The following is a 25,514-nucleotide window of genomic DNA, read 5'->3' on the forward strand; positions in this document are numbered from 1 at the left end:
TTCTGGCTTTTTTTGGCTTTATGGGCGCATGATTTTTCCTCCCCTTATCCATACTACAGAGGAAAGTGAGGGAGGATCATCCATGTCGAATCAACAATTCAGCGATTTTTTAAATAGGCCGCCGTTTGCAAACACACCGGTAAATAGTAAGGAATCCCAGCCAAATTCACCAACTAATGATCAGGAGCCTGCTGCCTCGCCACCATCGGAAGCACCTGCACAGGAAGATCCAAAGAAAAAACTGCTCGATTCCATTACGCAACTGGGTCAGACAAACGTCCCACAGCTCGAAAGCAATATTTATTGTATGACCATCATCGGACAAGTAGAAGGGCATATTCAGCTGCCTCCTCAAAATAAGACAACCAAATACGAGCACCTCATCCCTCAATTGGTTGCGGCAGAACAAAACAGCAAAATAGAGGGTGTCCTCGTTATTTTGAATACGGTTGGTGGGGATGTTGAAGCGGGCTTGGCGATTGCAGAAATGGTATCCTCCTTGTCCAAACCGGTAGTCACACTCGTACTCGGCGGTGGTCATAGTATTGGTGTGCCAATCGCTGTAGCTGGTTCGTACTCGTTTATTGCAGAAACAGCCACGATGACGATTCACCCGATCCGTTTGACGGGACTTGTGATTGGTGTGCCCCAAACGTTTGAGTACTTGGACAAAATGCAGGATCGTGTAGTAAGCTTTATTGCCCGTCACTCCAAAGTTTCAGAAGAAAAGTTCCGTGAGCTTATGACCCGAACCGGTGAATTGACACGAGACATTGGAACCAATGTGATTGGCGTAGATGCGGTGAAATATGGATTGATTGATGAAGTCGGTGGCCTTGGTAGTGCTCTGAAAAAGCTGAACGAACTGATCAAAGCGCAAAAAGGCGAGGAGAGTGTACTCCAATGATCTTATACTCCATCATTCCGATGGAAACGGTGTTTGAGAACATGGAGCAAGTGGAGAAACAAGAGCTGAAAGAGATTGCGGTAGGTCATGCCACGATGCTCATTGAGCAAACCGGACCGTTTGAAGGAAAAATCGTCAGGTTGATTAGCCCAGATCCGCAAGACTACCTGAAGGAGCAGTACGCACCCGGACAAAAAATTCAGTTTCAACCTGAATGGCTCGCCTAAGAAGTCCTGTATTTCTATGAATTTCCTGTGTTATACTAGTAATGTACGAACAGCAGCCGAACACGCGACGGCTGCCTTTTTTAACGAAGAGGAATTTATAAATGAAATTCCGGAGCGTGTGGAAACTTTCCGCTAAAACGCGGTCGCTCCACGTTAAAAAGGCCTCGATAGAGGTTTTCTTACCATTACGGTACATAACGAGTGTAACGACGAGGAGGAGGCGTGCCATTGAGTAGAAGAAAAAAAGAGCGTTCACAAGCGGCATTGGCCTCAGTTGTCAAAATAGAGCTGCTGGGACTTCTGATCATCGTGCTGTCCTTGATCGGGCTATTGGAGAGTGGATGGCTGGGCAAAAATGTACTGGCACTTCTATTTCGGTTTATTGCGGGCTCATGGGATTTTATCATTCCTGTTCTGCTAATCGGTATGGCCATACATATGATGTTTACGAGAAAGTCACCGAAGCTTACATACCGCGTCTTAGGGATAGCTCTCATTGGTGTGGCGATTTTGACCTGGGATCACATGATTTTGTACAAACAAATTACCGCAGATGGAAAATTTGCAGAGCAAAGCATTATTAAGGTTACATGGGACAGAATTTGGCTCGATCATGGTCAGAAAGTGTCCACCACCGGGGTAGGTGGAGGAATGATCGGTGCCCTGTTTTTTGCAGTGACAAATGGCCTTGTTGGAACAATTGGTACTGGTCTCGTGATTGTTTTCCTTTTCCTTGTGGGACTGATGTTTCTGTTCAATCTTTCTTATGTAAACATTTTGATGTTTGCCAAGGACAAGCTGGCTTTGGTTTACGGAAAGGCGAAAGATACAGTGAAGGACTCTGTACAACTTTTGCAGGAAGAGAGCGAGAAGCGAAAGAAAGAAGCAAAGGAAGCCGAAGAGGCTCGCAAGCAAAAGCAATCGGAGTCAGAGAATGAGGCCATCGCGGTTACGGCGTTGAAAGAGCAAAAATGTCATCCACAGCCTGCTATTCAGGAGGAAGAAGTCCAGCAACCGAACGCCCCGTTAATTCGTGATTTTACGGATCGCATTGCGCTGGAAGAGGATGACGGACAGATTAATCCTAGTCATTCAGCGAGAGCTGCACAACCGAAAACGAATCAGGAAATTACGTTTGCGCTCGAAGGAGAAGAAGAAATCTTCGGTACAATAGATACCGGAGAAGAACAAAATACCATACCGTATGAGCTGCCAAGTCTGCAAATGCTCGCAAGGCCCAAAGCGAGTGCAACAAGTAAAGACGTCGATCATACCTCAAATGCGGCAAAATTAGTACAGACACTGAAGAGCTTTGGCGTCAATGCAACGGTTTCCGAAGTACATCGCGGACCTGCTGTTACACGCTACGAAGTTCAACCCGCTACAGGGGTAAAAGTAAGCAGGATTGTCAGCTTGACGGATGACCTTGCGTTGGCATTGGCGGCAAAAGATATCCGGATTGAGGCACCGATCCCAGGAAAATCAGCCATTGGCATCGAGGTTCCGAACTCGGAGGTAGCGGTCGTATCACTACGAGAAGTGTTGGAAGCTCCCGAGTATCAAGATGCGCCAGGGAAGCTTACCGTTGCTCTTGGCCGGGATATTTCCGGAGAGCCGATCGTAGCAGATTTGACCAAAATGCCCCATTTACTCGTAGCGGGTGCGACGGGAAGCGGAAAATCAGTATGCATTAACGGATTAATCATGAGTATTTTGTTCAAGGCCAAGCCAGAAGAAGTCAAGCTGATGATGGTTGACCCGAAAATGGTGGAACTGAATGTGTACAACGGAATTCCACATTTGTTGGCTCCTGTTGTCACTGACCCGCGAAGGGCTTCTGTTGCATTGAAAAAAGTCGTGGCCGAGATGGAGCGGCGCTATAATTTGTTTGCCAAAACAGGTAGCCGCAACATTGAAATGTACAATGCGCAAGTGGAAGGCACGCCACTTCCTTATATTGTCGTCATCGTCGATGAGCTTGCGGACTTGATGATGGTAGCTCCGGGAGAAGTGGAGGATGCGATTTGTCGACTTGCGCAAATGGCTCGTGCTTCCGGGATTCATTTAATTATCGCGACACAACGCCCTTCCGTAGATGTCATCACGGGTGTGATCAAGGCGAACATCCCTTCCCGCATTGCCTTTGGCGTGTCATCGATGGCTGACTCCAGAACGATTCTGGATATGGGAGGAGCGGAAAAGCTTCTTGGTAGAGGGGACATGCTTTCGTTGCCGATGGGGGCATCCAAGCCGACCCGTGTTCAAGGAGCCTTTGTATCCGACAAGGAAGTAGAAGAGGTCGTTCGTTTTGTGAAAGAACAGCAAGAGGTTCGCTACAATGAAGAGATGATCCCAGGTGACGTGCAGGAGGAACAGCAGCCAGTCGTGGATGATGAACTGTACGATCAAGCTGTCCAAATCGTTTCAGAAGCCCAGACGGCATCGGCATCCTTGCTGCAGCGTCGTCTCCGTGTCGGTTATACGCGAGCGGCACGATTGATTGATATGATGGAAGCTCAAGGAGTAGTCGGTCCTTATGAGGGAAGTAAGCCTCGTGAGGTTCGACTACCACGTCCATCCATAGAAAGTAATATTTCATAATGGAAGGCCTTGCCAGAATTTATACTGGCAGGGTCTTTTTTCCTATTTTAGGAGAAAAATCCCTGTCGAAATTAATCATTTTGCATTATTATTCATAAATATTTGGCTTGCATGATACTCGCCCCTCATGTAAAATTTTTAAGAGATTGACGGAAATTGTTGTTATATTATGTCTCATACGAATCAGAGGTCTGACGTCCTACCTGTTGGGATGGCTGAAGGACAGCAGGAGTGAATGATGATGAGCATCAAAGGGAATGTTCGATCACTGTTTCTCTTGGTAATGGACAAGATCAAGAGTGATATCGAAACCGGACTTCTTCGTCCTGGTGAACGCCTCCCTTCTGAAGCCGAACTATCCAAACAGCTTGGTGTAAGCAGGGCGACGCTTCGCGAGGCACTCCGACTTCTTGAGGAAGAGAAGATTGTCATTCGTAGACACGGTGTAGGTACCTTTATTAATTCAAAGCCTGTTTTTTCAGGCGGGATTGGGGAACTCTTTAGTGTGACGGATGCAATCGAGCGTCAAGGATATACCGCAGGAACCTTGATCCTGAAAACATCCTTTGGCGAATCTGCTGAAGAAGAGAGGAAGCGGCTGGCCTTAAATCCGGGTGAAGGCGTTCTCATAGTAGAGCGAATTCGAACGGCTGACGGTGAGCCTGTGGTTTATTGTGTGGACCGCATTCCTGCACATCTGGTGCCTGAGGGCTATGCGGCAAGTGGAGAGTCTATCTTCAAATGGCTGGAGAGCGTAACAGGGGTAAGGATCGCATACGCAGTAGCTGATATTGAACCTGTGGGCTACAATGAAAAGGTTTCCAACCTGCTGCACTGCGATAAATCTGCTCCCATGCTCTTGCTCAAACAGATTCATTACGACGAAAGTGAAAAGCCAGTGCTATACTCCCATAATTACTTCAGGGCTGACAAAATTCACTTTCATGTCGTGAGGAGACGGTTGTAACTGTGGGGGCAACCTCACTCAACAATTTCATCAACTAAAAACAGGGGGTAATCTCAGATGAAGAAAGTTCTATCCGTGCTTTCTGTGGCAACACTCAGCCTGTCGCTCGTTCTCGCTGGGTGCGGAAGCAAACCAGAAGCACAGCCTCAAGGCCAAACTGGTAGCAATGGAGGCGCTCCAGCCGCTAAAGCTATCAAAGTAGGTATGGTTACAGACGTTGGTGGTGTAAACGACAACTCCTTTAACCAGAGTGCTTGGGAAGGGCTGCAAAAACTCCAAACCGATTTGAATCTCCCGAAAGAAAACGTAAACTATCTGCAATCAAAATCAGATGCTGACTATGTACCAAACCTGACTCAATTCGTAAAAGACGGTTGGGATCTGACTTGGGGTATCGGCTTCCTGATGGGTGACCACCTGAAAAAAGTAGCAGATGAAAACAAAGACGCAAAACTGGCGATCATCGACGCTGAAGTAGATGCTCCTAACGTAGCATCTGTACTCTTCAAAGAGCATGAAGGCTCCTTCCTCGCTGGGGTAGTTGCAGCGAAAATGACCAAAACGAAAAAGGTAGGATTCGTGGGTGGCGTTGACATCCCGGTAATCAAACGCTTTGATCTTGGTTTCGAAGCGGGTGTAAAAGCTGTAGATCCTAGCATTCAAGTCGTTAAAGTTTACACGGGTGCTTTTGACAAACCAGACATGGGTAAATCTACGGCTTCCTCCATGTACGGTCAAGGTGTGGACATCATCTTCCACGCTTCCGGCGGTACAGGCGACGGTGTGTTCAACGAAGCAAAAGACCGTAAAGCTAAAGGCGAGAACGTATGGGTAATCGGTGTTGACAAAGACCAATCCCTGACTTTCGGCGACGAAATCACATTGACTTCCATGGTAAAACGTGTTGACGAAGCAGTTATTCGTGTAGCGAAAGACCTGTCTGAGGGTAAATTCAAAGGCGGAGTGCAATGGCTCGGACTGGCTGAAAACGGTGTAGGTCTGGCTGACACTTCCACGAAGAACGTTCCTGAAGACGTACTGAAGCTGGTTGAAGAATATAAGCAAAAAATTGTTAAAGGCGAAATCACAGTTCCTGACAAGTAAAAACTAAGGAAACTGCAAACGGACAAGGCTGGTTCGAGCTACTGGCCTTGTCCTTTACCTTCACAATAGACCCGAAAAATGGGGTGAGCATGCATGAACTCGGTAAAAAAAGTGGTTGAAATGAGAGGGATCACAAAACGGTTCCCAGGCATTATTGCGAATGACAGTATTACACTGTCAGTAGGTAAAGGTGAAATTCATGCGCTGCTCGGAGAGAATGGCGCGGGTAAGTCCACACTCATGAATATCTTGTTCGGTCTATACCAGCCGGATGAAGGCGAAATTCTGATTAACGAGAAAGTTGTACAGATCACCAGTCCAAGGATTGCAAACGAACTTGGTATCGGAATGGTTCACCAACATTTTATGCTCGTAGAAACATTTACAGTCACGGAAAACATTGTGCTAGGAAATGAACCGAAAAACGGGTTGAAGATAGATATTCAAAGCGCTGAGAAAGCGGTAGAAAAACTGTCGAATCAATACGGGCTCAAAGTTGATCCGAGAGCAAAAATTCAGGATATCTCAGTAGGGATGCAGCAGCGTGTAGAGATTTTGAAAACGCTTTATCGCGGTGCGGACATCTTGATTTTTGATGAGCCTACGGCTGTATTGACGCCGCAGGAAATCCATGAACTTATCGAGATCATGCATAACTTGGTAAAAGAAGGTAAGACGATTATCCTGATCACACACAAGCTGAAAGAAATTATGGCTGTATGTGATGCGGTTACGATCATTCGTCGAGGAAAAGTCATTGACTCCGTATTGGTAAAAGATACGAATCCAGACGACTTGGCTGCGAAAATGGTTGGTCGTGAAGTGAACTTCCGCGTGGATAAAACGGAAGCAAAACCAAAAGATACGATTCTTTCCATAGAGAACTTGACTGCGATGGGTAACCGCGGTGTGAATGCGCTGAACAATCTCAGCTTAGAAGTTCGCGCCGGCGAAATTCTCGGAATTGCAGGAGTCGACGGAAATGGTCAAAGTGAATTGATTGAAGTATTAACTGGCTTGCGTAAAGCAACAAGTGGGCGTGTCCTTCTTAATGGCAAAGAAATTACGAATCAAAGTCCGCGCAACATCTCGGAATCAGGATTGTCGCACATTCCAGAAGACCGACATAAACGAGGATTGGTTCTTGATTTCACCATGAGTGAAAATATGGTATTGGAAACGTACTTCCATCCAACGTTCTGCAAAAACGGTTTTCTTGATTATGGCGCCATTGACAAGCATGCGGCCAAGCTTATCGAAGAATTCGACGTTCGGACGCCGAGTATTTACACGCCAGCACGAGCGCTCTCGGGAGGAAACCAACAGAAGGCAATTATTGCCCGCGAAGTGGACAAGAACCCGGATTTGCTCATTGCGGCTCAACCTACTCGTGGCTTGGACGTAGGGGCTATCGAATTCATTCATCGCAGACTGATTGATCAACGCGATCAGGGAAAAGCGGTTCTCTTGCTTTCCTTGGAGCTGGATGAGGTTATCAATGTGTCCGACCGGATTGCGGTTATTTATGAGGGAGCCATTGTGGGGATTGTCGATGCCAAATCGACAACGGAGCAAGAGCTCGGCTTGATGATGTCCGGCGGAAAAGTAATGCAAGGAGGGGGAAACGATGAATAGAGTTATTGCGGTCTTCACGAAAGAATCGTTTCTCGTTCCTGCCGTTGCGATCATTCTTGGTCTTTTGACTGGAGCAATCGCCATGCTGGCAGGTGGATTTAATCCAATCGATGCCTATACGGCTTTGATTAAAAAAGTATTTGGAAGCGCGTATAACTTTGGTGAAACGATTCGCCAAATTACGCCTTTGATCTTTACAGGTTTGGCTGTAGCGTTTGCTTTCCGTACAGGTCTCTTTAACATCGGGGCAGAAGGTCAATTTATCGTAGGGATGATTGCTTCTACTGTCGTAGGTGTTTCTTTTGACCTCCCAGCAATCATTCATGCTCCACTGGCTATCCTTGCAGGTGCTGTAGCAGGTGGTTTGTGGGGTGCTATTGCCGGCTATTTGAAAGCAGCCCGTGGTGTCAATGAGGTTATTACCAGCATCATGTTGAACTGGGTAGCTCTTTACTTTGCAAACTGGGTCATGAATGCCTTCTTTATTCCAGCAGGCAAACAAACATCTGAAGAAGTAAAGGATTCTGCGATCATTACCATTGGATGGCTCGCTGAAATGTTTGACAATGCTCGTTTACACTGGGGTACACTGGTTGCCGTACTCGCAGCTATTTTCTTCTATATCATTCTTTGGAAAACAAAATCTGGTTTTGAATTGCGTTCCGTTGGTTTGAACCCGCATGCTTCAGAGTATGCTGGTATGAACGTGAATCGTAATGTTGTAAAGGCTATGTTCATTGGTGGTATGTTTGCGGGGATTGGTGGAGCTACTGAGATTTTGGGCGTATTCCACTATCAAGCGATTATGACGCAGCATACGGGCTATGGCTTTGATGGAATCGCGGTAGCATTGATTGGCGGAAATACACCATTCGGGGTTATCCTTGCTGCCATATTGTTTGGGGTTCTCACATTCGGTGCGAGCGGCATGCAGTTTAGTGCGGGTGTACCGTTTGAGCTGATTCGTGTCGTGATTGCTTCTGTTATTTTCTTCGTTGCTGCACATGGCATCGTGAAAATTTTCGTTAAGCCGATCTTGATGAAGAAAAAGGAAGGTGGAAACTGATGGATTGGGGATTAATTCTCAGCAACCTCGTTCATGATACCATCGTGTTTTCCACTGCCTTGATTTTTGCCGCACTGGGTGGATTGTACTCGGAGCGTTCTGGTGTCGTGAACATTGCGCTAGAAGGTATGATGATTATCGGTGCTTTTACCGGTGCCGTAATGACCTATGCTTTCCAAGATTCACTAGGTGCTTGGGCACCGTGGGTCGGATTTATTGCAGCGGGGATTGCCGGTTCTATTTTTGCACTCCCGCATGCCGTTGCTTCCGTTACGTTTAAAGCGGACCAGACCGTCAGTGGTGTGGCCCTGAACTTCTTGGCAGCTGGACTTTCCATCTACCTGACCAAAATTATTTTCGATGGAGCAGGTCAGACAACAACATTGACCGCTGTGTTTAACAAATTCAGTATTCCTGGATTGAGTGAAATTCCGTATATCGGACATGCCATTTTTGAGGCGTATCCTACTAGCTTTCTAGCTTTCATTGCTGTTTTCCTTACGTGGTATGTTGTATTTAAGACACCTTTCGGATTGCGCTTGCGTTCGGTTGGTGAGCATCCGCGTGCTGCTGATACAGTAGGGATCAATGTTAAGAGAATGCGCTATACGGCTGTTATGATCAGTGGCATGCTGGCTGCATTGGGTGGAGCTACCATTTCTTTGACGACAACCAGTAACTTTTCCCATAACACGGTTTCCGGACAAGGGTTTATCGCGATTGCGGCCTTGATCTTTGGTAAATGGCATCCAGCGGGTGCGATGGGAGCAGCCTTGTTCTTCGGTGTCGCTCAAGCGATCAAGTCTTTGGTCCAAATCTTCGGATTGACCAATTACATTCCTACTGAATTTATCTTCATGCTTCCGTACGTACTGACGATTCTCGTGATGGCTGGTCTGGTAGGACGATCCAGTGCTCCAGCGGCCCTCGGTAAACCTTACGATACGGGATCGCGTTAATCATTCGTTGACAAAATTTAGCGTCTAGAACCTGTCACTTTCCCTGTGCGATAATTTTTGTGACTGCTTGCAGTCCGCAAACGGTCCTATCCGTTTTGGCAAATTGTCTGTGGGGAGGGAAAAAGATGAACCGCTGTCTACATAAGTACAGCAGTTATCGATGGAACAGGCTTCTAGGCGCTTTTGTTTTGTGCCTGATGATAGCGGTATCTGGTGGAATGGCTTCAGCAAAAGAGCCAGGACCGGTCATTTCTGTCGTTGTCAATGGAAGGGGAGTCCAATCCGATGTATCGCCAATCCATCGAAATGGGCGTATGCTCGTTCCGATACGGGTAGTAGCGGAGGCAACAGGATCAGAAGTAAGCTACGAAGCTGCTACGCAGAAAGTATTCCTTAACAAAAAAGGCAAGCATATAACCCTTACGATCGGCAGCCAGACAGCGTACGTAGATGGAAAACGATGGAAGACGGATGTCTCTCCCATCATTGTGAATAGGCGGACGCTTGTTCCGATCCGATTTATCTCCGAGGCATTTGGCTATCAAGTTCAATGGGATAAGAAGTCGGCCGTTGCATACATACAATCCAAACCTGTGGAAGACAAAGCTGCGAGTGTGAAATACTCCTTGAATCCATATGTCGTTCAACAGGGAGATACCTTATCAAAAATTTCAGCTCGCCACGATACGAACATGAGTGCCATTCAGAAAAATAATCATCTCTCTTCTGATGAGTTACTAGTGGGCCAGATTTTATTTTTGCCAGAAGGTGCACAACGAGCTGAGTATCCTATTGCCACGAAAGTTGCGGATGATCAATTGACTGGAAATCAATTTCGGTTTCCTTTCCACGAGAATAGCTGGTATGAGCCGTATGGGGATAGCTTCGGGTCTGATCGAGAGTGGACGGAGTCCAATAGCGGCAGTGTTCGCAGTCACGAGGGCATCGACATCATGGCACCAAAGGGAACGCCGATTTACTCGGTATCCGATGGGACGATCAACAAAGTGGGCTGGAATACGTATGGTGGCTGGAGAGTAAACATTACGGATGAAAATGGTCAATATCGGATGTACTACGCTCATTTGCAGGCCTATGCTCCAGGATTGCATGTAGGCAAAAAGATAAAAGCTGGACAGTTGATCGGTTTTGTTGGAGACACAGGCTACGGTGGTACTGGTACAGTGGGAATGTTTGAGCCTCACCTGCATTTTGGCCTCTATCGTAACAGCACGGGGAAAGCGATCGATCCGTATGATTACTTGCGGATTTGGGAGCAAAATAAAGTGGAGAGTCCCCTCTGATATTGGGACAAACTACTACGGAGTACCTTCACGAATAAAAGGAGGCCCTTCGTATGTGGACTTGTCCGTACTGTGGGGGAACCCACGGCTTACCCTTTCACGATGAGCAGTTGGATGGCATGCTCTGTCTCTCGTCTGATTGCGGTCGATTTGTTGAAGAGCATAGCACTTCGGATGATCCTCGGGAGTGGGATGCAATGGATATGTAAGGAATAGAGTGAACACCCTTTGTAAAAAGGTGTTGTTCGCTCTTTTTTTATACAATGGAAGCGCTGTGATTTGCGTATTACGGGACTTGCGTGAGCGCATAGGATGAAGGACTGGGATATATAATGGAAGATTCTGATGCTTGATGCCCTGACAATTGGTTACAATAGAGAAGAGTATGAGTAAGCTGATGGAGAAGGGAGATTGGACTATGACTGCTTCTACAACCGAAATTGCATTTCAAAGCTCCCAAATCAATGGGATGAACGTACATATCCTTCCAACAGAAAAGTTCAAGACAACGACGATCGTGACGATGATTGAACAGGCGCTATCGGAGGAGCACGTAACGAAAACAGCATTGCTTGCGATGGTCATGAAACGTGCCAGCGCTCGTTTTCCAGAAACGAAGCTATTACGAGCACATTTGGATTTCCTGTATGGTGCCATTTTTGATGTCGATGTCATGAAAAAAGGCGAGCGGCAAATCCTGCAAATTTATATGGAAGTACCGAATGAAAAATATTTGTCCAATGAAGCCTCTCTTTTGGAGCAGGCCATCGAATTCGTAGGAGACATGCTCGTCAGACCGTACGTACAGGAGAACGCTTTTTCCGAAAAGTACTTGGCACAGGAAAAAGAAACGCTACGTAAACGGATGGAGAGCTTGATCGACGACAAAATGAAGTATGCAAACCAACGCGTGACAGAAGAAATGTGTAAAGGAGAACCATTCGCTCTTCTCGTCCAAGGGCGCGTGGCAGATTTGCCGAAGATCACAGGTCAGGAACTGTATCAATATTTTAAAGAAGTAACGACGACGAATCCGATCAATATGTTCGTGGTGGGCGATGTTGACCAGCAGGAAGTAAGCGAGGCTATTCGCAAGCACATCCCATTGGAGCGCACCCAAGTAGGAGAACTGCAGATCGCATCGACGGCGAAGGACGTATCTGCTGAACGCGAAGTGATCGATCGACTCGACGTCAACCAAGCAAAGCTCAACATCGGCTGCCGCACGCAGATCACTTATAAGGATGACGATTACCCGACGTTGTTGCTATTCAACGGGATATTAGGTGGCTTTCCTCACTCCAAGCTGTTTGTCAACGTCCGTGAAAAAGAGAGTCTCGCTTATTATGCCGTATCCAGGCTAGAGAGCCACAAAGGGATTCTTATGATTATGTCCGGGATTGATGTTAGCAAATATCAACGTGCGGTTGAGATTATTAAGCAGCAGCTTGATCTGATGCAACAAGGAACCATATCGGATGAGGAATTGAGTCAGACACGTGCGACTTTGTCTAACCAATTCCGTGAGCTGCTGGACAGTGCACGCGGCATGATTGATTTTACGTACAATGGTGTAGTTAGCGGACGTCCTCGGAAAATCGAAGAGCTTTTGGCGGGGATTAACCAAGCGACAATTGAGGATATCAAGAAAGTAGCGAGCAAGGTAACGATCGACACGATTTATCTGCTGCGGGACAAGAAGGGAGAGGCATAAGATGCAGACCACTGTCTTTGAACAAGTAAATGAAACGGTATATCATGAAACTCTCCAAAATGGATTGCAAGTCTATCTGGTTCCCAAACAAGGCTTCAGCAAAACATACGCTGTGTTCACTACGCGCTATGGCTCCATTGATAGCCATTTCCGCACCCGAAGCGGGGAAGAAATTAATGTTCCTGACGGCATTGCGCATTTTCTTGAGCACAAAATGTTTGAGAAAAAAGATCGGGATGTCATGCACGAATTCAGTAAAAACGGGGCGAGCTGCAATGCGTTCACGAGTTTCAATCGTACGGCTTATTTGTTCTCGTGCACAGATAAGTTAGACGACAATTTGAATCTGCTGCTCGACTATGTGCAGGACCCGTATTTTACAGATGCCAGTGTAGAAAAGGAAAAAGGAATCATCGGCCAGGAAATCACCATGTACGATGACAACCCTGACTGGAAGGTGTACATGAACCTCTTAAAGGCTATGTACCAAAAGTATCCGATTAACATTGAGATTGCGGGTACGATCGAGACGATCTCTCATATTACAAAAGAATATTTGTATCAGTGCTATGAAACGTTTTATCATCCTGCAAATATGCTCCTATTGGTCGTGGGCTCCTTCGAACCAGAAGCGATCATAAAGCTCATTCGTGAAAACCAAGGAGCAAAGGAGTTTCCTCCTGCGCCACAAATCACGCGCGTGTTTCCAGAAGAGCCATCAGCTCCGGCGGAGGCGAAAGTAGAAGCGTTTCTGACAGTTGGTCTGCCTAAATGCATGATCGGAATCAAGGAAAAGGAAAACGGACTGACCAAGGAAGCCTTGTTAAAACGTGAGTTGACTACTAAACTGGTATTGGACATCGCGTTTGGCACAAGCTCCGCTGTCTATGAGCGTTTGTATGATAGTGAGCTAATTACGGAAAGCTTTGATTTTGACTACAGCAGCGAGCAGGATTATGCGTATACGATCATTGGTGGAGATACACCTGATCCAGAGCGTTTAGTGGAAACGATCAAAGCGGAAATCGAACAATTGAAGCAAAACGGTATAGCTCAGGACGATTTTGAGCGTGCGAAGCGTAAAAAAATCGGAAACTTCCTGCGTTCTCTAAACTCCGTGGAGTTTATCGCTAACCAGTTTACCAGCTTCAAATTTAACGGGAATGATCTGTTTTCCGTAGTGCCGACCTTGGAGTCGATCACACGCGAAGATGTGGAAAAACGTTTGAAGGAGCATTTTTTAACCGAGCAGATGGCTGTTTCCATCGTTCGTTCCGCTTCGCCACAGGAGTAATGTATTCATGTTCAACCAAGAGACGCCGTGGGCATTAATTACGGGAGCTTCCGGAGAGATCGGGCACGCAATCGGTGCCTACCTGATTGATGCGGGGGTTCCCCTTTATCTGCATTACAATCGAAATATGGAAAAATTGGAGCCGTTGGTGCAAAAATGCCAGGAGCGGGGCGTTCCGTACGGCATCCTCCAAGCTGATCTACGGGATCCAAAGCAAATTGCCGCGATGTTTGCTCAGATGCAGGTTGCACCACTGTTGATCGTAAACAACGCCTCTGTGGATGATGTCGGTTTATTTACGGATGTGTCTGTCGAGAAATTCGATGAGCTCATCGCACTTAATGTTCGATCCGCTTTTTTGGTCTGCCAAGCAGCTGTTCCGGCCATGCTGCGGGCAAGGTATGGGCGTATCGTCAACATTTCTTCCATCTGGGGGCTTACGGGCGGTTCATGTGAGGTACTGTATTCCATGACCAAAGGAGCCATCAATACGTTCACCAAAGCCTTGGCAAAGGAAATGGCACCAAACGGAATCACGGTAAATGCTGTCGCTCCAGGAGCTATTGCTGGTGGAATGATGGAGCGCTTTGCTCCAGATGAAATGGAAATGATCGCGGAAGAAATACCAGCCAACCGTCTCGGACAACCATATGAGGTAGCTGCAGTCGTGCGCTTTTTGCTTTCGGCGGATTCCAGTTATGTGACGGGGCAAGTGATTAGTCCAAACGGTGGATGGTACACGTAGAAGATAAAAGTATGCATGAATAAAAAACGAGAAATGATGGAATTCTACCTTTTGTGTGGGCAGCAAATCTGTTCGCAACGTACAAAAGGAGGGAATTTCCCTATGTCGATTCTTGACAATTTCAGCGACTGGAAAGCGTTTCTCGGAGATCGGGTAGAACAAGCGAAACAAGCCGGGATGGAAAGCGAAACGCTTCAAAATGTAGCTTATCAAATCGGTAGCTATCTGTCTGAGCAAGTAGACCCGAAAAACGATCAGGAGCGTCTGTTGAAACAGCTGTGGGACGCAGGTGATCAACAGCAACAACAGGCTTTGGCATCACTCATGGTGAAGCTTGTTCAGAATCGCAATGACGCGAACGCTGGCAGCTAGCCATTCAAATCCCCTACTTTTGGGGATTTTTCTTTTCGCGATTGTCGAATGAAACGAACGTGATATACTACATAAGAAGAGAATTCTGGTTGGCGGAGAGGATTGCATATGGAAGCGAAGAAAGAATGGTACATGGAGTATGAGATTGCCCGTAACCGTCCCGGTCTCTTAGGGGACGTATCTTCTATTCTGGGGATGTTGAACATCAATATCGTAACGATCAATGGTGTGGATACCATGCGTCGAGGTATGCTGCTCTTGACCGATGATGATGAAAAAATGGAGGTTTTGCGCAACGTTGTGCAAAAAATGGACAACATAACCATAACGAGGTTACGTCCCCCGACCATGCTGGATCGCTTGGCTGTTCGCCACGGTCGTTATATTGAACGGGATAGCGAGGACAAAAAAACGTTTCGCTTTGTTCGTGAAGAGCTGGGCTTGCTGGTCGATTTCATGGCAGAAATCCTGAAGAAGGAAGGTCACCAGCTTATCGGGATTCGTGGAATGCCTCGCGTAGGGAAGACTGAATCCATGATTGCTGCCAGCGTATCCGCCAATAAACGTTGGACATTCATTTCCTCCACTTTGTTGCGCCAGACGGTACGCAGCTCCTTAGCCATTGATGAAATGTCTACTGATCATGTATATTTGATAGATGGAATTGTCTCAACGCTGCGATCGACAGAAAAGCACTTCACCTTGCTTCGGGAGATTATGAACTTTCCTGCCGCAAAAATCATTGAGCATCCGGATATATTCGTAAGGGAATCAGAGTACCAACTTGATGATTTCCATTACATTATTGAGCTGCGTCATCATCCGGATGAAGAGATTACATATGAGCTTATCAACAATCGCGGCTTTGATAATTTCGAAATGAATTAAGGAGGGGCAGCTGTGTCTGAGCTAGGTCAAGTCCTGCAAAGGGCCCGCGAAGAAAAAGGAATCACGCTCGACGACATCCAACGTATCACCAAGATACAGCGGCGATATTTGGAAGCCATTGAAAGGGGTCATTTTCACGTACTTCCTGGCCACTTTTACGCGCGTGCATTTATAAAGAGTTATGCGGAAGCTGTCGGTCTAGACCCGAACCACATCCTGAATCACTTTCAGTCCGATTTGCCGGCCCAGCCACCTACAGAGCAAGTAGAACGACTTCGTCGCAGAAGAGTTGCTTCAGCGAACAATCCATTACAAGCAGGTCGATGGGTTACCAAGACCTTGCTCGTATTGTTTATTGCCTTGATTATCGGGGTTATTTATTTCGCTGTCGTTAACAACAATGGAGGTCAGTTGACTCAGCCAGTGCCGGGTGGAACAGTTGGTCCTGGAGCGGAAATTGTCCCGCCTGGCAATGGTGGTGGAGCGGTAACATCCCCGATTGCTCAACAACCGAAGCCTCCTTCTATTACCACACCGAATCCTGAAACAGGAACAAACCCACCCGAGACCGGTACGGAAACTCCTCAGGCAACCATCACATTCGAATCGCAGCAAGGATCGATGTATAACTATTCCTTGCAAGGAGGAGAAAAAATCACGGTTCATCTGAAGGTGAAAGAAGACACCAGCTGGTTTGGTATTTCGGAAGGAAAAGGCAAAACTTATGTTGAGCAGGGCACGCTCAAGAAGGATCAGGAAAAAACGATTGAGCTGGGGAAATCCGCTTATATTCGTTTAGGCAAACCGACTTTAGTGGAATTGAAGGTTAACGGAGTCTTGGTAGACACGTCTAAAATGAAGTCAATGCCGTCCAATATTACGATGAAAGTAAAAGAGGCGGTCACCCAGTAGGCAAGCATATGCTTGCCTTTTATACTTTTCTCTTTTTTGACACTTCCTTTAGGCTTATATTATACTGGATAGGTGTAATATGGGTTGGTGTGACCAATTGGAGGAAAAAAGATGACAGAGAAGGTAGGCACGCGTGAAAAAGTAGCGATTGTTACGCTGGGCTGTGAAAAGAATCTCGTTGATTCGGACATGATGGCCCATCTGATAGATGAAAAAGGTTATGAACTGGTTGATAACCCGGAAGAAGCAACTGTGGTCATCGTCAATACCTGTGGTTTCATCGATGCAGCCAAGGAAGAATCCGTCAATAAGATTCTGGAAATGGGTGAATTGAAGGAATCCGGCAAACTGAAATCGCTTGTGGTGGCAGGCTGTCTCACACAACGTTACAAAGAGGATATCTTGAATGAGATTCCTGAGGTGGACGGCATTGTCGGAACAGGCGATTTTATGTCGATTACAGGTATTATCGAAGAATCTCTAGAGGGCAAGCGACCGATTTTTGTAGGAAATCCCATTTTTACGTACGAAGATGTAGTGAAGCGGAAAGTAAAGGAAGGCACGTACTCCGCATATATTAAAATTGCCGAGGGCTGCGACAACGCCTGTACGTTTTGCTCGATTCCTTTAATGCGTGGGGGATTCCGCAGTCGTACAATCGAATCCATCGTGGAAGAAGCGCGTCATTTGGCTGCGCAAGGTATCGTAGAAGTAAGTCTGATCGCACAAGATTCTACGAACTACGGAACGGATATTTACGATGGAAAACTGATGCTTCCTGAACTTTTAAACCGTCTGGCAGAAGTCGAGGGCATCGAGTGGATTCGTCTTCACTATGCATACCCTGGATTTTTCACGGATGAATTGATCCACACCTTTGCTACCAATCCAAAAGTGTGCAAATACGTAGATATGCCTTTGCAGCACTCGGAAGACCATATTCTCAAAAGAATGCGTCGCCCTGGAAGACAGACGGACATTCGTGCGTTGGTAGCCAAAATTCGCGCGCAGGTTCCAGATGTGGCTCTGCGTACCTCTTTGATCGTAGGGTTCCCAGGGGAAACAGAGGAAGACTTCGAGCGCCTGAGCGAGTTTGTGAAGGATATCCGTTTTGATCGACTGGGTGTGTTTACTTACTCCAACGAGGATGACACTCCAGCTTCCCGTCTGCCGGACCACGTAGACGAAGAGGTTAAGGAAAAACGTGCGAACATGCTGATGGAAATTCAGCGTGAAGTAGCCGGAGATCGCAACGGACGCTTTGTTGGTCAAGTCTTGGATGTTTTGATTGAACGTTATGAAGGACGTAACGATATTTATGTAGGTCGAACACAGTATGACGCTCCGGAAATCGATGGTGAAGTATTCGTCACTGGTTTTAAAGGCGAACTGGGCACCATCGTAAAAGTAAAAATTACACACTCCTATGAATACGATTTAGCCGGGGAGGTAGTCTAGGTGAATCTCGCCAACCGCATCACACTCGCCAGGATCTTTCTGGTGCCGGTAGTTATGTTTTTTATGCTGGTGCGTTACAACATCGGGACATTTTCGATTGGCAGCCTGACGATGACGTATAACGAGCTGATTGCGGCTTTGGTATTTATCCTAGCAGCCAGTACGGACGGACTCGACGGTTATATTGCACGGAAAAATAAAATCGTGACGAACTTGGGGAAGTTTCTGGACCCGCTTGCTGATAAGCTGTTGATTTCTGCAGCACTCATTTCACTCGTAGAGATGCAGCGTCTGGAAGCGTGGATTGCGATTGTCATTATCAGCCGGGAGTTTGCGGTGACGGGTTTACGGCTAGTTGCTGCGGCAGAAGGACAGGTAATTGCTGCGAGTGCATTGGGTAAACTGAAAACATGGGTGCAGATCGTAGCGATTACGGCTGTCATGATTCGCAACTTCCCATTTGAGTTCTTCGGTATTCCGTTCGACGAAGTAGCTACTTGGGCGATGGTGATCATCACGATTTACTCCGGGTACGACTACTTTGCGAAAAATCGTAACGTGATCCAATACTCGTAATGCGGGTATTGGTCTCTTTTTTCACAAGACTCTTCTCTTGAGCGTTTCCAAGTGATAGACTATTAGTTTAGAGGCTTTTCTACTCTCAAAGAGAATGGATGAGGAAGATGAGAGCGGAGATTATCGCGGTAGGTACCGAGCTTTTGTTAGGCCAGATCGCTAACACCAACGCACAGTTTCTTTCTCAGAAGCTGGCGGAAATTGGCGTGGGAGTATACTTTCATACGGTTGTGGGAGACAACACGGAGCGATTGCTACAAGTGATTCGATTGGCATCAGGACGATCTGATCTCGTCATTTTCACGGGTGGGTTAGGGCCGACTCAAGATGATTTGACGAAAGAAACCGTGGCGGGGCATGTAGGCATTGGATTGGAAACGAATCCAGAAGCCATGGAGAGAATTGAGAAATTCTTTTCGCAACGTGGGATTGTCATGACGGAGAACAATCGTAAGCAGGCGCTGGTGCTTTCTGGCAGCCATGTATTCTCCAACGATTTCGGGATGGCGCCGGGGATGGCGATCCGTCATGACAGTAGTACGTTCGTGCTGTTGCCTGGACCACCAAGCGAGTTGTATCCAATGGTGGAGAATTACGTGATGCCTTACGTAACCGATTTGCTCCCCGAAAAACAAGTGTTTCATTCTCATTTACTCCGGTTCTACGGAATAGGCGAATCCGCTTTGGAGGAACAACTGCTCGATCTGATCGAAAAGCAGGACAATCCAACGATCGCGCCATACGCCAAAGAATTCGAAGTAACGCTTCGGATTACGGCAAGATCTGCTACAGTCGAAGAAGGGGAAGCCCTGATCTTGCCTGTAGAAAAAGAAATTCTCAGCCGTGTTGGCCAGTATATGTACGGGATGGGCGAGAGCTCGTCGCTGCATGATGTCCTGGTTTCTGAGCTGAAAAAGAGAAATGAAACAATTGCTTGTGCAGAAAGCTGCACAGGAGGATCAATTGCCTCGTTGATTACCTCTGTACCGGGAAGCTCGCAAGTGTTTCGTGGCGGGGTAGTCTGCTACACCAATGAAGTGAAAAATCAGCTGCTCGAAGTACCTGATTCCATTTTGCAAACAGATGGGGCAGTCAGTGAGAAAACAGCTCAATTGCTGGCTGAACATGTACGAGAAAAGCTGGGAGCTACTTACGGGATTTCTGTTACGGGAGTGGCTGGACCCGATCCTTCCGAGGGCAAGCCTGTTGGCCTTGTTTATGTAGGGATCGCGGCAGAAGGAATGCCCACAGTTGTAAAAGAGCTGCGCCTTGCTGGAAGAAGGCATGCAATCGTTGGGCGTGCCGCTAAATACGCGTTGTTTTATGCGCTGCAAATGCAAAAAGAAAGGTGATTTTTTTCATGACGATTTTTTCCGATTTTCCTTTACATAAATCTATTCTGCAAGCCATTCACGATATGGGCTTCGAGGAGCCATCACCGATTCAGGCAGCATGCATTCCAAAAGTACTGGATGGCGGAGACCTGATTGGTCAAGCACAGACAGGTACTGGTAAGACTGCTGCATTCGGGATTCCACTTGTAGAAAAGATTACGCCTGCCAATCGTGTACAAGCGATCGTGCTGACCCCAACTCGTGAGCTGGCTATCCAGGTTGCGGGAGAGCTCTTGCGCATCTCCAAATACAACAAAGTTCGTACGCTGCCAATCTATGGCGGACAATCGATCGGACATCAAATTCGTGCGCTGCGCCAAGGTGTACAAATCGTTGTAGGTACTCCTGGTCGTGTCATGGACCACTTGCGCCGCAAAACATTGAAGCTGGATCACGTACATACACTCGTTTTGGATGAAGCGGATGAAATGCTGGACATGGGCTTCATCGAAGATATCGAGACGATCATCACACATATGCCGGAAGAGCGTCAAACCTTGCTGTTCTCTGCGACAATGCCGCCAGAAATCAAGCGTTTGGCTACCCGTTACATGAAACAGCCGCAAACGATTGCGGTTAGCCGTGAAGAAGTAACGGCGCCATTGATCGAACAGGTATACTACAAAGTGTTTGACCGCAATAAAGTGGAGAGCCTTTGCCGCATCTTGGACAGTGAGGATGTTGAGTTGGGAATCATTTTCTGCCGGACCAAGCGCGGTGTAGATGAGTTGTCCGAAGTCCTGCAATCCCGCGGATACCTTGCGGACGGCTTGCATGGCGACTTGTCACAGGCACAACGTGACAAGGTTATGAATGCGTTCCGTGAGGGCTCGATTGAATTCCTGATCGCGACAGATGTAGCAGCACGCGGTATCGACGTAGGAAACGTCTCTCATGTAATCAACTACGATATTCCACAAGACTCTGAGAGCTACGTACACCGTATTGGCCGTACTGGTCGCGCAGGTCGCAAAGGAATTGCGATGACGTTGGTTACGCCTCGTGAAGTAAGACAAATGATGTTTATCCAAAAGCAGACAAAAGCACAAGTGCTTTCTCGCAATGTTCCTTCCCTGGAGGAAGTGGCTGAGCGCAAACAAGAACAATTGCGTGAACAGTTGACCAGCCTTTTGGAAAGCGATGCAATCGCGGATATGTACCAAAAAGTAGCGGATTCTCTCGTTGGTCAATACCCGGCTGAAAAAGTAGCAGCTGCTGCATTGCACCTGGCATTCCATACCGAAGCGGGACAAGGGCAGGAAGCAGAAGCGTACAACTTTGGTGAAACGGGTGCAGCAAAAGGCATGGTTCGCTTCTTCCTGAACGTTGGCCGCAATGCGAACATGAAGCCACAGGATCTGGTACGAGAGATCTCTGAATCTGTTGGTATCCCAGGAAAATCAGTAGGTCGCATCGACATTTTTGAGAACTTCACGTTTGTTGAGGTTCCAGAAGAGGTAGCGGCATTCGTATATGAGTCACTGCGTCAAACGCGTATCAACGGAAAACGAATCAATCTGGAGCCAGCAAAGCCTCGCGGAGCGAAACGTTCCTAATTAGCGAGTATTACAAAGCAGTCATTTCACTGGGAATAACCAGGAAATGGCTGCTTTTTTACAATGCGAATATTTGTTCGTAAAAAATACTTGGCAAACACTTCTGTCTCGAGGTATGATGAAGACAAGCAAAACAGATGCGAAAAATTGAAAGGGTGTGTACCATTTGTCAGATCGTCGCGCAGCTTTGGAGAGTGCATTGCGTCAGATAGAAAAGCAATTCGGTAAAGGTTCCATTATGAAGTTGGGGGAAGTATCCAACGTTCAGATTTCTACCGTATCGAGTGGAGCGCTTGCTCTTGATATCGCACTAGGTGTGGGCGGATTCCCACGTGGACGGATTATTGAGATTTACGGACCAGAGTCTTCTGGTAAAACAACAGTAGCACTTCATGCGATCGCAGAGGTGCAAAGACAAGGCGGACAGGCTGCGTTTATCGATGCTGAGCATGCTTTGGATCCGGTTTACGCTGCGAAGCTGGGTGTGAACATCGACGAATTGCTGTTGTCCCAACCAGACACTGGAGAGCAAGCTTTGGAGATCGCGGAAGCACTGGTTCGTTCTGGTGCGGTAGATATAATCGTAGTCGACTCCGTTGCGGCACTCGTGCCAAAAGCAGAGATCGAAGGCGAGATGGGAGATTCCCACGTAGGTTTGCAAGCACGCTTGATGTCCCAAGCACTCCGCAAGCTGTCCGGTGCCATCAACAAGTCCAAAACGATTGCGATCTTCATCAACCAGCTTCGTGAAAAAGTGGGAGTTATGTTCGGGAACCCGGAAACAACTCCAGGTGGACGCGCTTTGAAGTTCTACGCGAGTGTTCGTTTGGATGTTCGTAAAGCAGAATCTATCAAAGTCGGCAACGACATTTTGGGTAGCAAGACGAAGATCAAAGTTGTCAAAAATAAAGTGGCTCCACCATTTAAGGTTGCAGAAGTGGACATCATGTACGGTGAAGGTATTTCCAGAGAAGGTAGCATCCTCGACATCGGTTCTGAGATTGATGTCGTTCAAAAGAGTGGTGCTTGGTATTCCTTCAACGAAGAGCGTCTCGGCCAAGGTAGAGAAAATTCGAAGGTCTTCCTGAAGGAAAATCCGCACATTGCATCTCAGATTGAAACAAAGGTGCGCGAATACTTCAGCCTGAACCCTGGCTCTGTTCCAGAAACTGAGCCGGTAAACGACCCAGAGCAAGATGAAGAGCCAACATTTGATCTGGATTAATGAAGAGTAGAAGAGCAGCCTGTCGATGAGACAGGCTGTTATTTTAGCTTTGCGAAGGAGTGAATCAGCATGAAGAGCGGCCTGATCACTGCCGTTCATCGAGATATCAAACAAAAGCAACGCTACCATATCGATGTAGAAGGCGAGTATGCGATTACCGTACACGAAGACATACTGGTAAAGTACAATCTATTTAAGGGAACAGAATTAGATGAAGCTTTTTGCCGGGAAGTCCTGGTAGCAGAAGAAAAGCATAAAGCGTATTTAGGTGCTTTGCGATACCTTGGAATACGCCCACGGACAAGCAGTCAGCTGCATTCTTATTTGGTAGAGAAGGGATTTTCTACGCAGATTGCCGAAGAGATATGCCAGCGCTGCAAGGATCACGGCTACATCGATGATGAAGCATTTGCGAAGCAATGGGTAGACGAGCGATTGCGTTTGAAGCCGAGGAGTCCTTATATGCTGCGTATGGAGCTTACCCAGCGAGGAGTGGACAGAGCGATTGTAGAGGACGCAGTTCGTGGCGTGTCTAGGCAGGCTGAACTAGATGCTGCCCGCGCATTGATAGAGAAGAAGGCGCGACGCATAGAGGGTGCACCGAACCCCGATGAAGAACGCAAGCTGCTGTCCATGCTGATGCGCAAGGGATTCTCTCATGCGATCATTCAACAAATGCGTGAAGAATTGCGTCATAGAAGCGATAGTTAGGGCCAACTCTATTTGCATGATCTTGACAATTCTTGTTCACAAATAATAAAATAGGTTTGTATTTACTTGGTGTATCATAACTTTTTGTGATTTGCTCACTCGTTGCCTATGGAACAACTGAAAAACCGTGCGAAAGCTGTACGGATTCAGCGGACCGAGTAAAATCGGTCTTGTTTTTTAGCCGAATGTTCAAATGTGAGAGCACTCCATGAAAAACAAATGCTTGGAAAGCGGGGAGATGTCTTACAATAAGGAGGTGAAACGAAAAAGCCTATGGATCCTATAATTACAGTTGTCATTGTGCTCGTTGCCCTGCTGATCGGCTTGGGTGCTGGCTACTTCACTCGTAAATCGATTGCGGAAGCGAAGATCTCCAGTGCAGAAGAAGCTGCACGACAGATCGTGGAGGAAGCCAAACGGGACGCCGAGGCCGTTAAGAAGGAAAAGGTGCTGGAGGCGAAGGATGAAGTGTTCAAGCTTCGATCCGAAGCGGAAACCGAATTGCGTGAGAGACGCAATGAGATCCAGCGTCAGGAACGACGAATTCTACAAAAAGAAGAATCGTTGGACCGCAAGATGGAACAGTTGGAGCGCAAAGAAGAAGAATTGTCCGAGCGTGACCGTGCCATCGCAGAACTGCAAAGCAAGGTAGAGCACTTATATAAAGAACAAGTATCAGAGCTAGAACGAATCTCCGGCTTGACGCAGGATGAGGCGAAGACGATCATTCTCACGGATGTGGAGAATACCGTCCGTCACGAAATGGCTGTGATGATCAAGGAGATTGAGACTCAGGCCAAGGAAGAAGCGGACAAGCGTGCTCGTGAGATCATTACGACCTCCATTCAACGTTGTGCAGCAGACCATGTAGCAGAAACAACCGTTTCCGTGGTTACGCTGCCAAATGATGAGATGAAGGGACGTATTATCGGACGCGAAGGACGTAACATTCGTGCCCTGGAGACGTTGACTGGTATCGATCTGATTATTGACGATACTCCAGAAGCAGTCATCCTGTCTGGCTTCGACCCGATTCGTCGGGAAATCGCCAAGACAGCGTTGGATAAACTGGTCGCAGACGGTCGCATTCACCCAGCTCGCATCGAGGAAATGGTGGAAAAAGCGCGTCGCGAAGTAGACGAGCGAATCCGTGAATACGGTGAGCAAGCAACGTTTGAAACAGGCGTTCACGGCTTGCATCCAGATCTGATCAAGATTCTTGGACGCTTGCGTTATCGTACAAGCTACGGTCAAAACGTACTGAAGCACTCTATGGAAGTGGCACATCTCGCCGGTTTAATGGCGGCAGAACTGAAAGAAGATGTGAAGCTGGCCAAACGTGCAGGTTTGCTGCATGATATCGGAAAAGCGATTGACCATGAAGTAGAAGGTTCACACGTTGAAATCGGTGTAGAACTGGCTAAGAAGTACAATGAGCATCACGTAGTAGTGAACAGTATTGCGTCTCATCACGGTGATACCGAACCAACTTCCGTCATTGCTATGCTCGTGGGAGCTGCTGACGCTCTGTCTGCTGCACGCCCAGGTGCACGCCGTGAGACATTGGAAACATATATCAGACGTTTGGAGAAACTGGAAGAAATCTCTGAGTCGTTCGATGGCGTAGAAAAGTCTTATGCGATTCAAGCAGGACGCGAAATTCGCGTGATGGTTCAACCTGATAAGATTGACGATGCGGAAGCTACCCGTCTGGCACGGGATATCACGAAACGAATTGAAAATGAACTTGACTACCCAGGTCATATTAAAGTAACGGTTATCCGTGAAACGCGGGCAGTTGAGTATGCAAAGTAAAGTGGCTGCGTGCCACTTTACTTTTTTTGTAGCACACCAAATACTTGACGAAGTCAAGTTTTCTAATGAGCAGAGGAATTGTGT

23 protein-coding genes are annotated in these 25,514 nt (G+C 47.1%); all 23 read left to right on the forward strand.

Features of this window, described 5'->3' with window-relative positions:
- Window positions 1-82 precede the first annotated feature (82 nt).
- The 23 genes from FB479_RS03420 (at window position 83) to rny (ending at window position 25,430) form a co-directional block, all read left to right on the forward strand.
- Window positions 83-907, forward strand: a complete 825-nt coding sequence (locus FB479_RS03420; RefSeq protein ID WP_142062412.1) for a ClpP family protease — start codon at window positions 83-85, stop codon at window positions 905-907.
- Complete coding sequence (locus tag FB479_RS03425) at window positions 904-1,134, forward strand: YlzJ-like family protein (protein WP_047067802.1); 231 nt, start codon at window positions 904-906, stop codon at window positions 1,132-1,134. Before FB479_RS03420 ends, FB479_RS03425 begins: the two co-directional genes overlap by 4 nt.
- 222 nt (window positions 1,135-1,356) lie before the next feature.
- A complete protein-coding gene (locus tag FB479_RS03430) occupies window positions 1,357-3,735 on the forward strand; it encodes an FtsK/SpoIIIE family DNA translocase (RefSeq protein WP_142062415.1) in 2,379 nt (792 codons plus the stop codon).
- Between the two features lie 241 nt (window positions 3,736-3,976).
- Window positions 3,977-4,702 carry a GntR family transcriptional regulator gene (locus FB479_RS03435; protein WP_015891694.1) on the forward strand — a complete coding sequence of 242 codons (726 nt, stop codon included), beginning with the start codon at window positions 3,977-3,979 and terminating at the stop codon, window positions 4,700-4,702.
- A 57-nt stretch (window positions 4,703-4,759) separates the two neighbouring features.
- Window positions 4,760-5,806 (forward strand): BMP family lipoprotein, encoded by a 1,047-nt coding sequence (locus FB479_RS03440; protein WP_048033407.1) that lies wholly within the window; start codon window positions 4,760-4,762, stop codon window positions 5,804-5,806.
- Between the two features lie 93 nt (window positions 5,807-5,899).
- Entirely contained in the window at window positions 5,900-7,441 is a 1,542-nt protein-coding gene (locus FB479_RS03445; protein WP_142062419.1) for an ABC transporter ATP-binding protein, read from the forward strand.
- On the forward strand, window positions 7,434-8,507 hold the full coding sequence (locus FB479_RS03450) for an ABC transporter permease (protein ID WP_106653508.1): 1,074 nt from the start codon (window positions 7,434-7,436) through the stop codon (window positions 8,505-8,507). The genes FB479_RS03445 and FB479_RS03450 overlap by 8 nt, the downstream gene beginning before the upstream one ends.
- On the forward strand, window positions 8,507-9,466 hold the full coding sequence (locus tag FB479_RS03455) for an ABC transporter permease (RefSeq protein ID WP_106653509.1): 960 nt from the start codon (window positions 8,507-8,509) through the stop codon (window positions 9,464-9,466). Before FB479_RS03450 ends, FB479_RS03455 begins: the two co-directional genes overlap by 1 nt.
- 125 nt (window positions 9,467-9,591) lie before the next feature.
- A complete protein-coding gene (locus FB479_RS03460) occupies window positions 9,592-10,770 on the forward strand; it encodes a stalk domain-containing protein (protein WP_142062422.1) in 1,179 nt (392 codons plus the stop codon).
- 53 nt (window positions 10,771-10,823) lie between these two features.
- Window positions 10,824-10,979, forward strand: a complete 156-nt coding sequence (locus FB479_RS30355; protein ID WP_185746322.1) for a hypothetical protein — start codon at window positions 10,824-10,826, stop codon at window positions 10,977-10,979.
- A gap of 209 nt (window positions 10,980-11,188) precedes the next feature.
- Entirely contained in the window at window positions 11,189-12,484 is a 1,296-nt protein-coding gene (yfmF, locus tag FB479_RS03465; protein WP_106653511.1) for an EF-P 5-aminopentanol modification-associated protein YfmF, read from the forward strand.
- 1 nt (window position 12,485) lies between these two features.
- Window positions 12,486-13,778 (forward strand): EF-P 5-aminopentanol modification-associated protein YfmH, encoded by a 1,293-nt coding sequence (yfmH, locus tag FB479_RS03470; RefSeq protein ID WP_142062425.1) that lies wholly within the window; start codon window positions 12,486-12,488, stop codon window positions 13,776-13,778.
- A gap of 7 nt (window positions 13,779-13,785) precedes the next feature.
- Window positions 13,786-14,523 carry an elongation factor P 5-aminopentanone reductase gene (ymfI, locus tag FB479_RS03475; protein ID WP_106653513.1) on the forward strand — a complete coding sequence of 246 codons (738 nt, stop codon included), beginning with the start codon at window positions 13,786-13,788 and terminating at the stop codon, window positions 14,521-14,523.
- 102 nt (window positions 14,524-14,625) lie between these two features.
- The gene (locus FB479_RS03480; RefSeq protein WP_106653514.1) at window positions 14,626-14,895 is read left to right on the forward strand and encodes a DUF3243 domain-containing protein; all 270 of its coding nucleotides are present in this window, start codon (window positions 14,626-14,628) and stop codon (window positions 14,893-14,895) included.
- A 108-nt stretch (window positions 14,896-15,003) separates the two neighbouring features.
- Window positions 15,004-15,783, forward strand: coding sequence for a YmfK family protein (locus FB479_RS03485; protein WP_016743377.1), 780 nt, complete (start codon window positions 15,004-15,006; stop codon window positions 15,781-15,783).
- Window positions 15,784-15,795: 12 nt separating this feature from the next.
- Window positions 15,796-16,695 carry a helix-turn-helix domain-containing protein gene (locus FB479_RS03490; RefSeq protein ID WP_142062428.1) on the forward strand — a complete coding sequence of 300 codons (900 nt, stop codon included), beginning with the start codon at window positions 15,796-15,798 and terminating at the stop codon, window positions 16,693-16,695.
- A gap of 111 nt (window positions 16,696-16,806) precedes the next feature.
- Window positions 16,807-18,153 (forward strand): 30S ribosomal protein S12 methylthiotransferase RimO, encoded by a 1,347-nt coding sequence (gene rimO / locus FB479_RS03495; RefSeq protein WP_106653516.1) that lies wholly within the window; start codon window positions 16,807-16,809, stop codon window positions 18,151-18,153.
- On the forward strand, window positions 18,154-18,729 hold the full coding sequence (gene pgsA, locus FB479_RS03500) for a CDP-diacylglycerol--glycerol-3-phosphate 3-phosphatidyltransferase (RefSeq protein ID WP_017249262.1): 576 nt from the start codon (window positions 18,154-18,156) through the stop codon (window positions 18,727-18,729).
- A 107-nt stretch (window positions 18,730-18,836) separates the two neighbouring features.
- Window positions 18,837-20,081, forward strand: a complete 1,245-nt coding sequence (locus tag FB479_RS03505) for a competence/damage-inducible protein A (RefSeq protein WP_142062431.1) — start codon at window positions 18,837-18,839, stop codon at window positions 20,079-20,081.
- 8 nt (window positions 20,082-20,089) lie between these two features.
- A complete protein-coding gene (locus FB479_RS03510) occupies window positions 20,090-21,679 on the forward strand; it encodes a DEAD/DEAH box helicase (protein WP_106653518.1) in 1,590 nt (529 codons plus the stop codon).
- Window positions 21,680-21,845: 166 nt separating this feature from the next.
- The gene (gene recA, locus FB479_RS03515) at window positions 21,846-22,904 is read left to right on the forward strand and encodes a recombinase RecA (protein WP_106653519.1); all 1,059 of its coding nucleotides are present in this window, start codon (window positions 21,846-21,848) and stop codon (window positions 22,902-22,904) included.
- Between the two features lie 69 nt (window positions 22,905-22,973).
- Window positions 22,974-23,615, forward strand: a complete 642-nt coding sequence (locus FB479_RS03520) for a RecX family transcriptional regulator (RefSeq protein WP_106653520.1) — start codon at window positions 22,974-22,976, stop codon at window positions 23,613-23,615.
- Between the two features lie 273 nt (window positions 23,616-23,888).
- Window positions 23,889-25,430: a ribonuclease Y gene (gene rny, locus FB479_RS03525; RefSeq protein ID WP_007719154.1), complete on the forward strand. Its 1,542-nt coding sequence runs from the start codon at window positions 23,889-23,891 to the stop codon at window positions 25,428-25,430.
- The last annotated feature ends 84 nt before the right edge of the window (window positions 25,431-25,514 follow it).

Source organism: Brevibacillus sp. AG162, from assembly GCF_006715575.1.
In the GTDB taxonomy this organism is placed as follows: domain Bacteria; phylum Bacillota; class Bacilli; order Brevibacillales; family Brevibacillaceae; genus Brevibacillus; species Brevibacillus brevis.

Excerpts from the sequence above, each read along its gene's own strand:
- FB479_RS03420 (WP_142062412.1), top strand. The coding sequence starts at position 83 with ATGTCGAATCAACAATTCAGCGATTTTTTAAATAGGCCGCCGTTTGCA.
- FB479_RS03425 (WP_047067802.1), top strand. The coding sequence starts at position 904 with ATGATCTTATACTCCATCATTCCGATGGAAACGGTGTTTGAGAACATG.
- FB479_RS03435 (WP_015891694.1), top strand. The coding sequence starts at position 3,977 with ATGAGCATCAAAGGGAATGTTCGATCACTGTTTCTCTTGGTAATGGAC.
- FB479_RS03440 (WP_048033407.1), top strand. The coding sequence starts at position 4,760 with ATGAAGAAAGTTCTATCCGTGCTTTCTGTGGCAACACTCAGCCTGTCG.
- FB479_RS03445 (WP_142062419.1), top strand. The coding sequence starts at position 5,900 with ATGAACTCGGTAAAAAAAGTGGTTGAAATGAGAGGGATCACAAAACGG.
- FB479_RS03450 (WP_106653508.1), top strand. The coding sequence starts at position 7,434 with ATGAATAGAGTTATTGCGGTCTTCACGAAAGAATCGTTTCTCGTTCCT.
- FB479_RS03455 (WP_106653509.1), top strand. The coding sequence starts at position 8,507 with ATGGATTGGGGATTAATTCTCAGCAACCTCGTTCATGATACCATCGTG.
- FB479_RS03460 (WP_142062422.1), top strand. The coding sequence starts at position 9,592 with ATGAACCGCTGTCTACATAAGTACAGCAGTTATCGATGGAACAGGCTT.
- FB479_RS30355 (WP_185746322.1), top strand. The coding sequence starts at position 10,824 with ATGTGGACTTGTCCGTACTGTGGGGGAACCCACGGCTTACCCTTTCAC.
- yfmF (WP_106653511.1), top strand. The coding sequence starts at position 11,189 with ATGACTGCTTCTACAACCGAAATTGCATTTCAAAGCTCCCAAATCAAT.
- yfmH (WP_142062425.1), top strand. The coding sequence starts at position 12,486 with ATGCAGACCACTGTCTTTGAACAAGTAAATGAAACGGTATATCATGAA.
- ymfI (WP_106653513.1), top strand. The coding sequence starts at position 13,786 with ATGTTCAACCAAGAGACGCCGTGGGCATTAATTACGGGAGCTTCCGGA.
- FB479_RS03480 (WP_106653514.1), top strand. The coding sequence starts at position 14,626 with ATGTCGATTCTTGACAATTTCAGCGACTGGAAAGCGTTTCTCGGAGAT.
- FB479_RS03485 (WP_016743377.1), top strand. The coding sequence starts at position 15,004 with ATGGAAGCGAAGAAAGAATGGTACATGGAGTATGAGATTGCCCGTAAC.
- rimO (WP_106653516.1), top strand. The coding sequence starts at position 16,807 with ATGACAGAGAAGGTAGGCACGCGTGAAAAAGTAGCGATTGTTACGCTG.
- FB479_RS03505 (WP_142062431.1), top strand. The coding sequence starts at position 18,837 with ATGAGAGCGGAGATTATCGCGGTAGGTACCGAGCTTTTGTTAGGCCAG.
- FB479_RS03510 (WP_106653518.1), top strand. The coding sequence starts at position 20,090 with ATGACGATTTTTTCCGATTTTCCTTTACATAAATCTATTCTGCAAGCC.
- FB479_RS03520 (WP_106653520.1), top strand. The coding sequence starts at position 22,974 with ATGAAGAGCGGCCTGATCACTGCCGTTCATCGAGATATCAAACAAAAG.
- rny (WP_007719154.1), top strand. The coding sequence starts at position 23,889 with ATGGATCCTATAATTACAGTTGTCATTGTGCTCGTTGCCCTGCTGATC.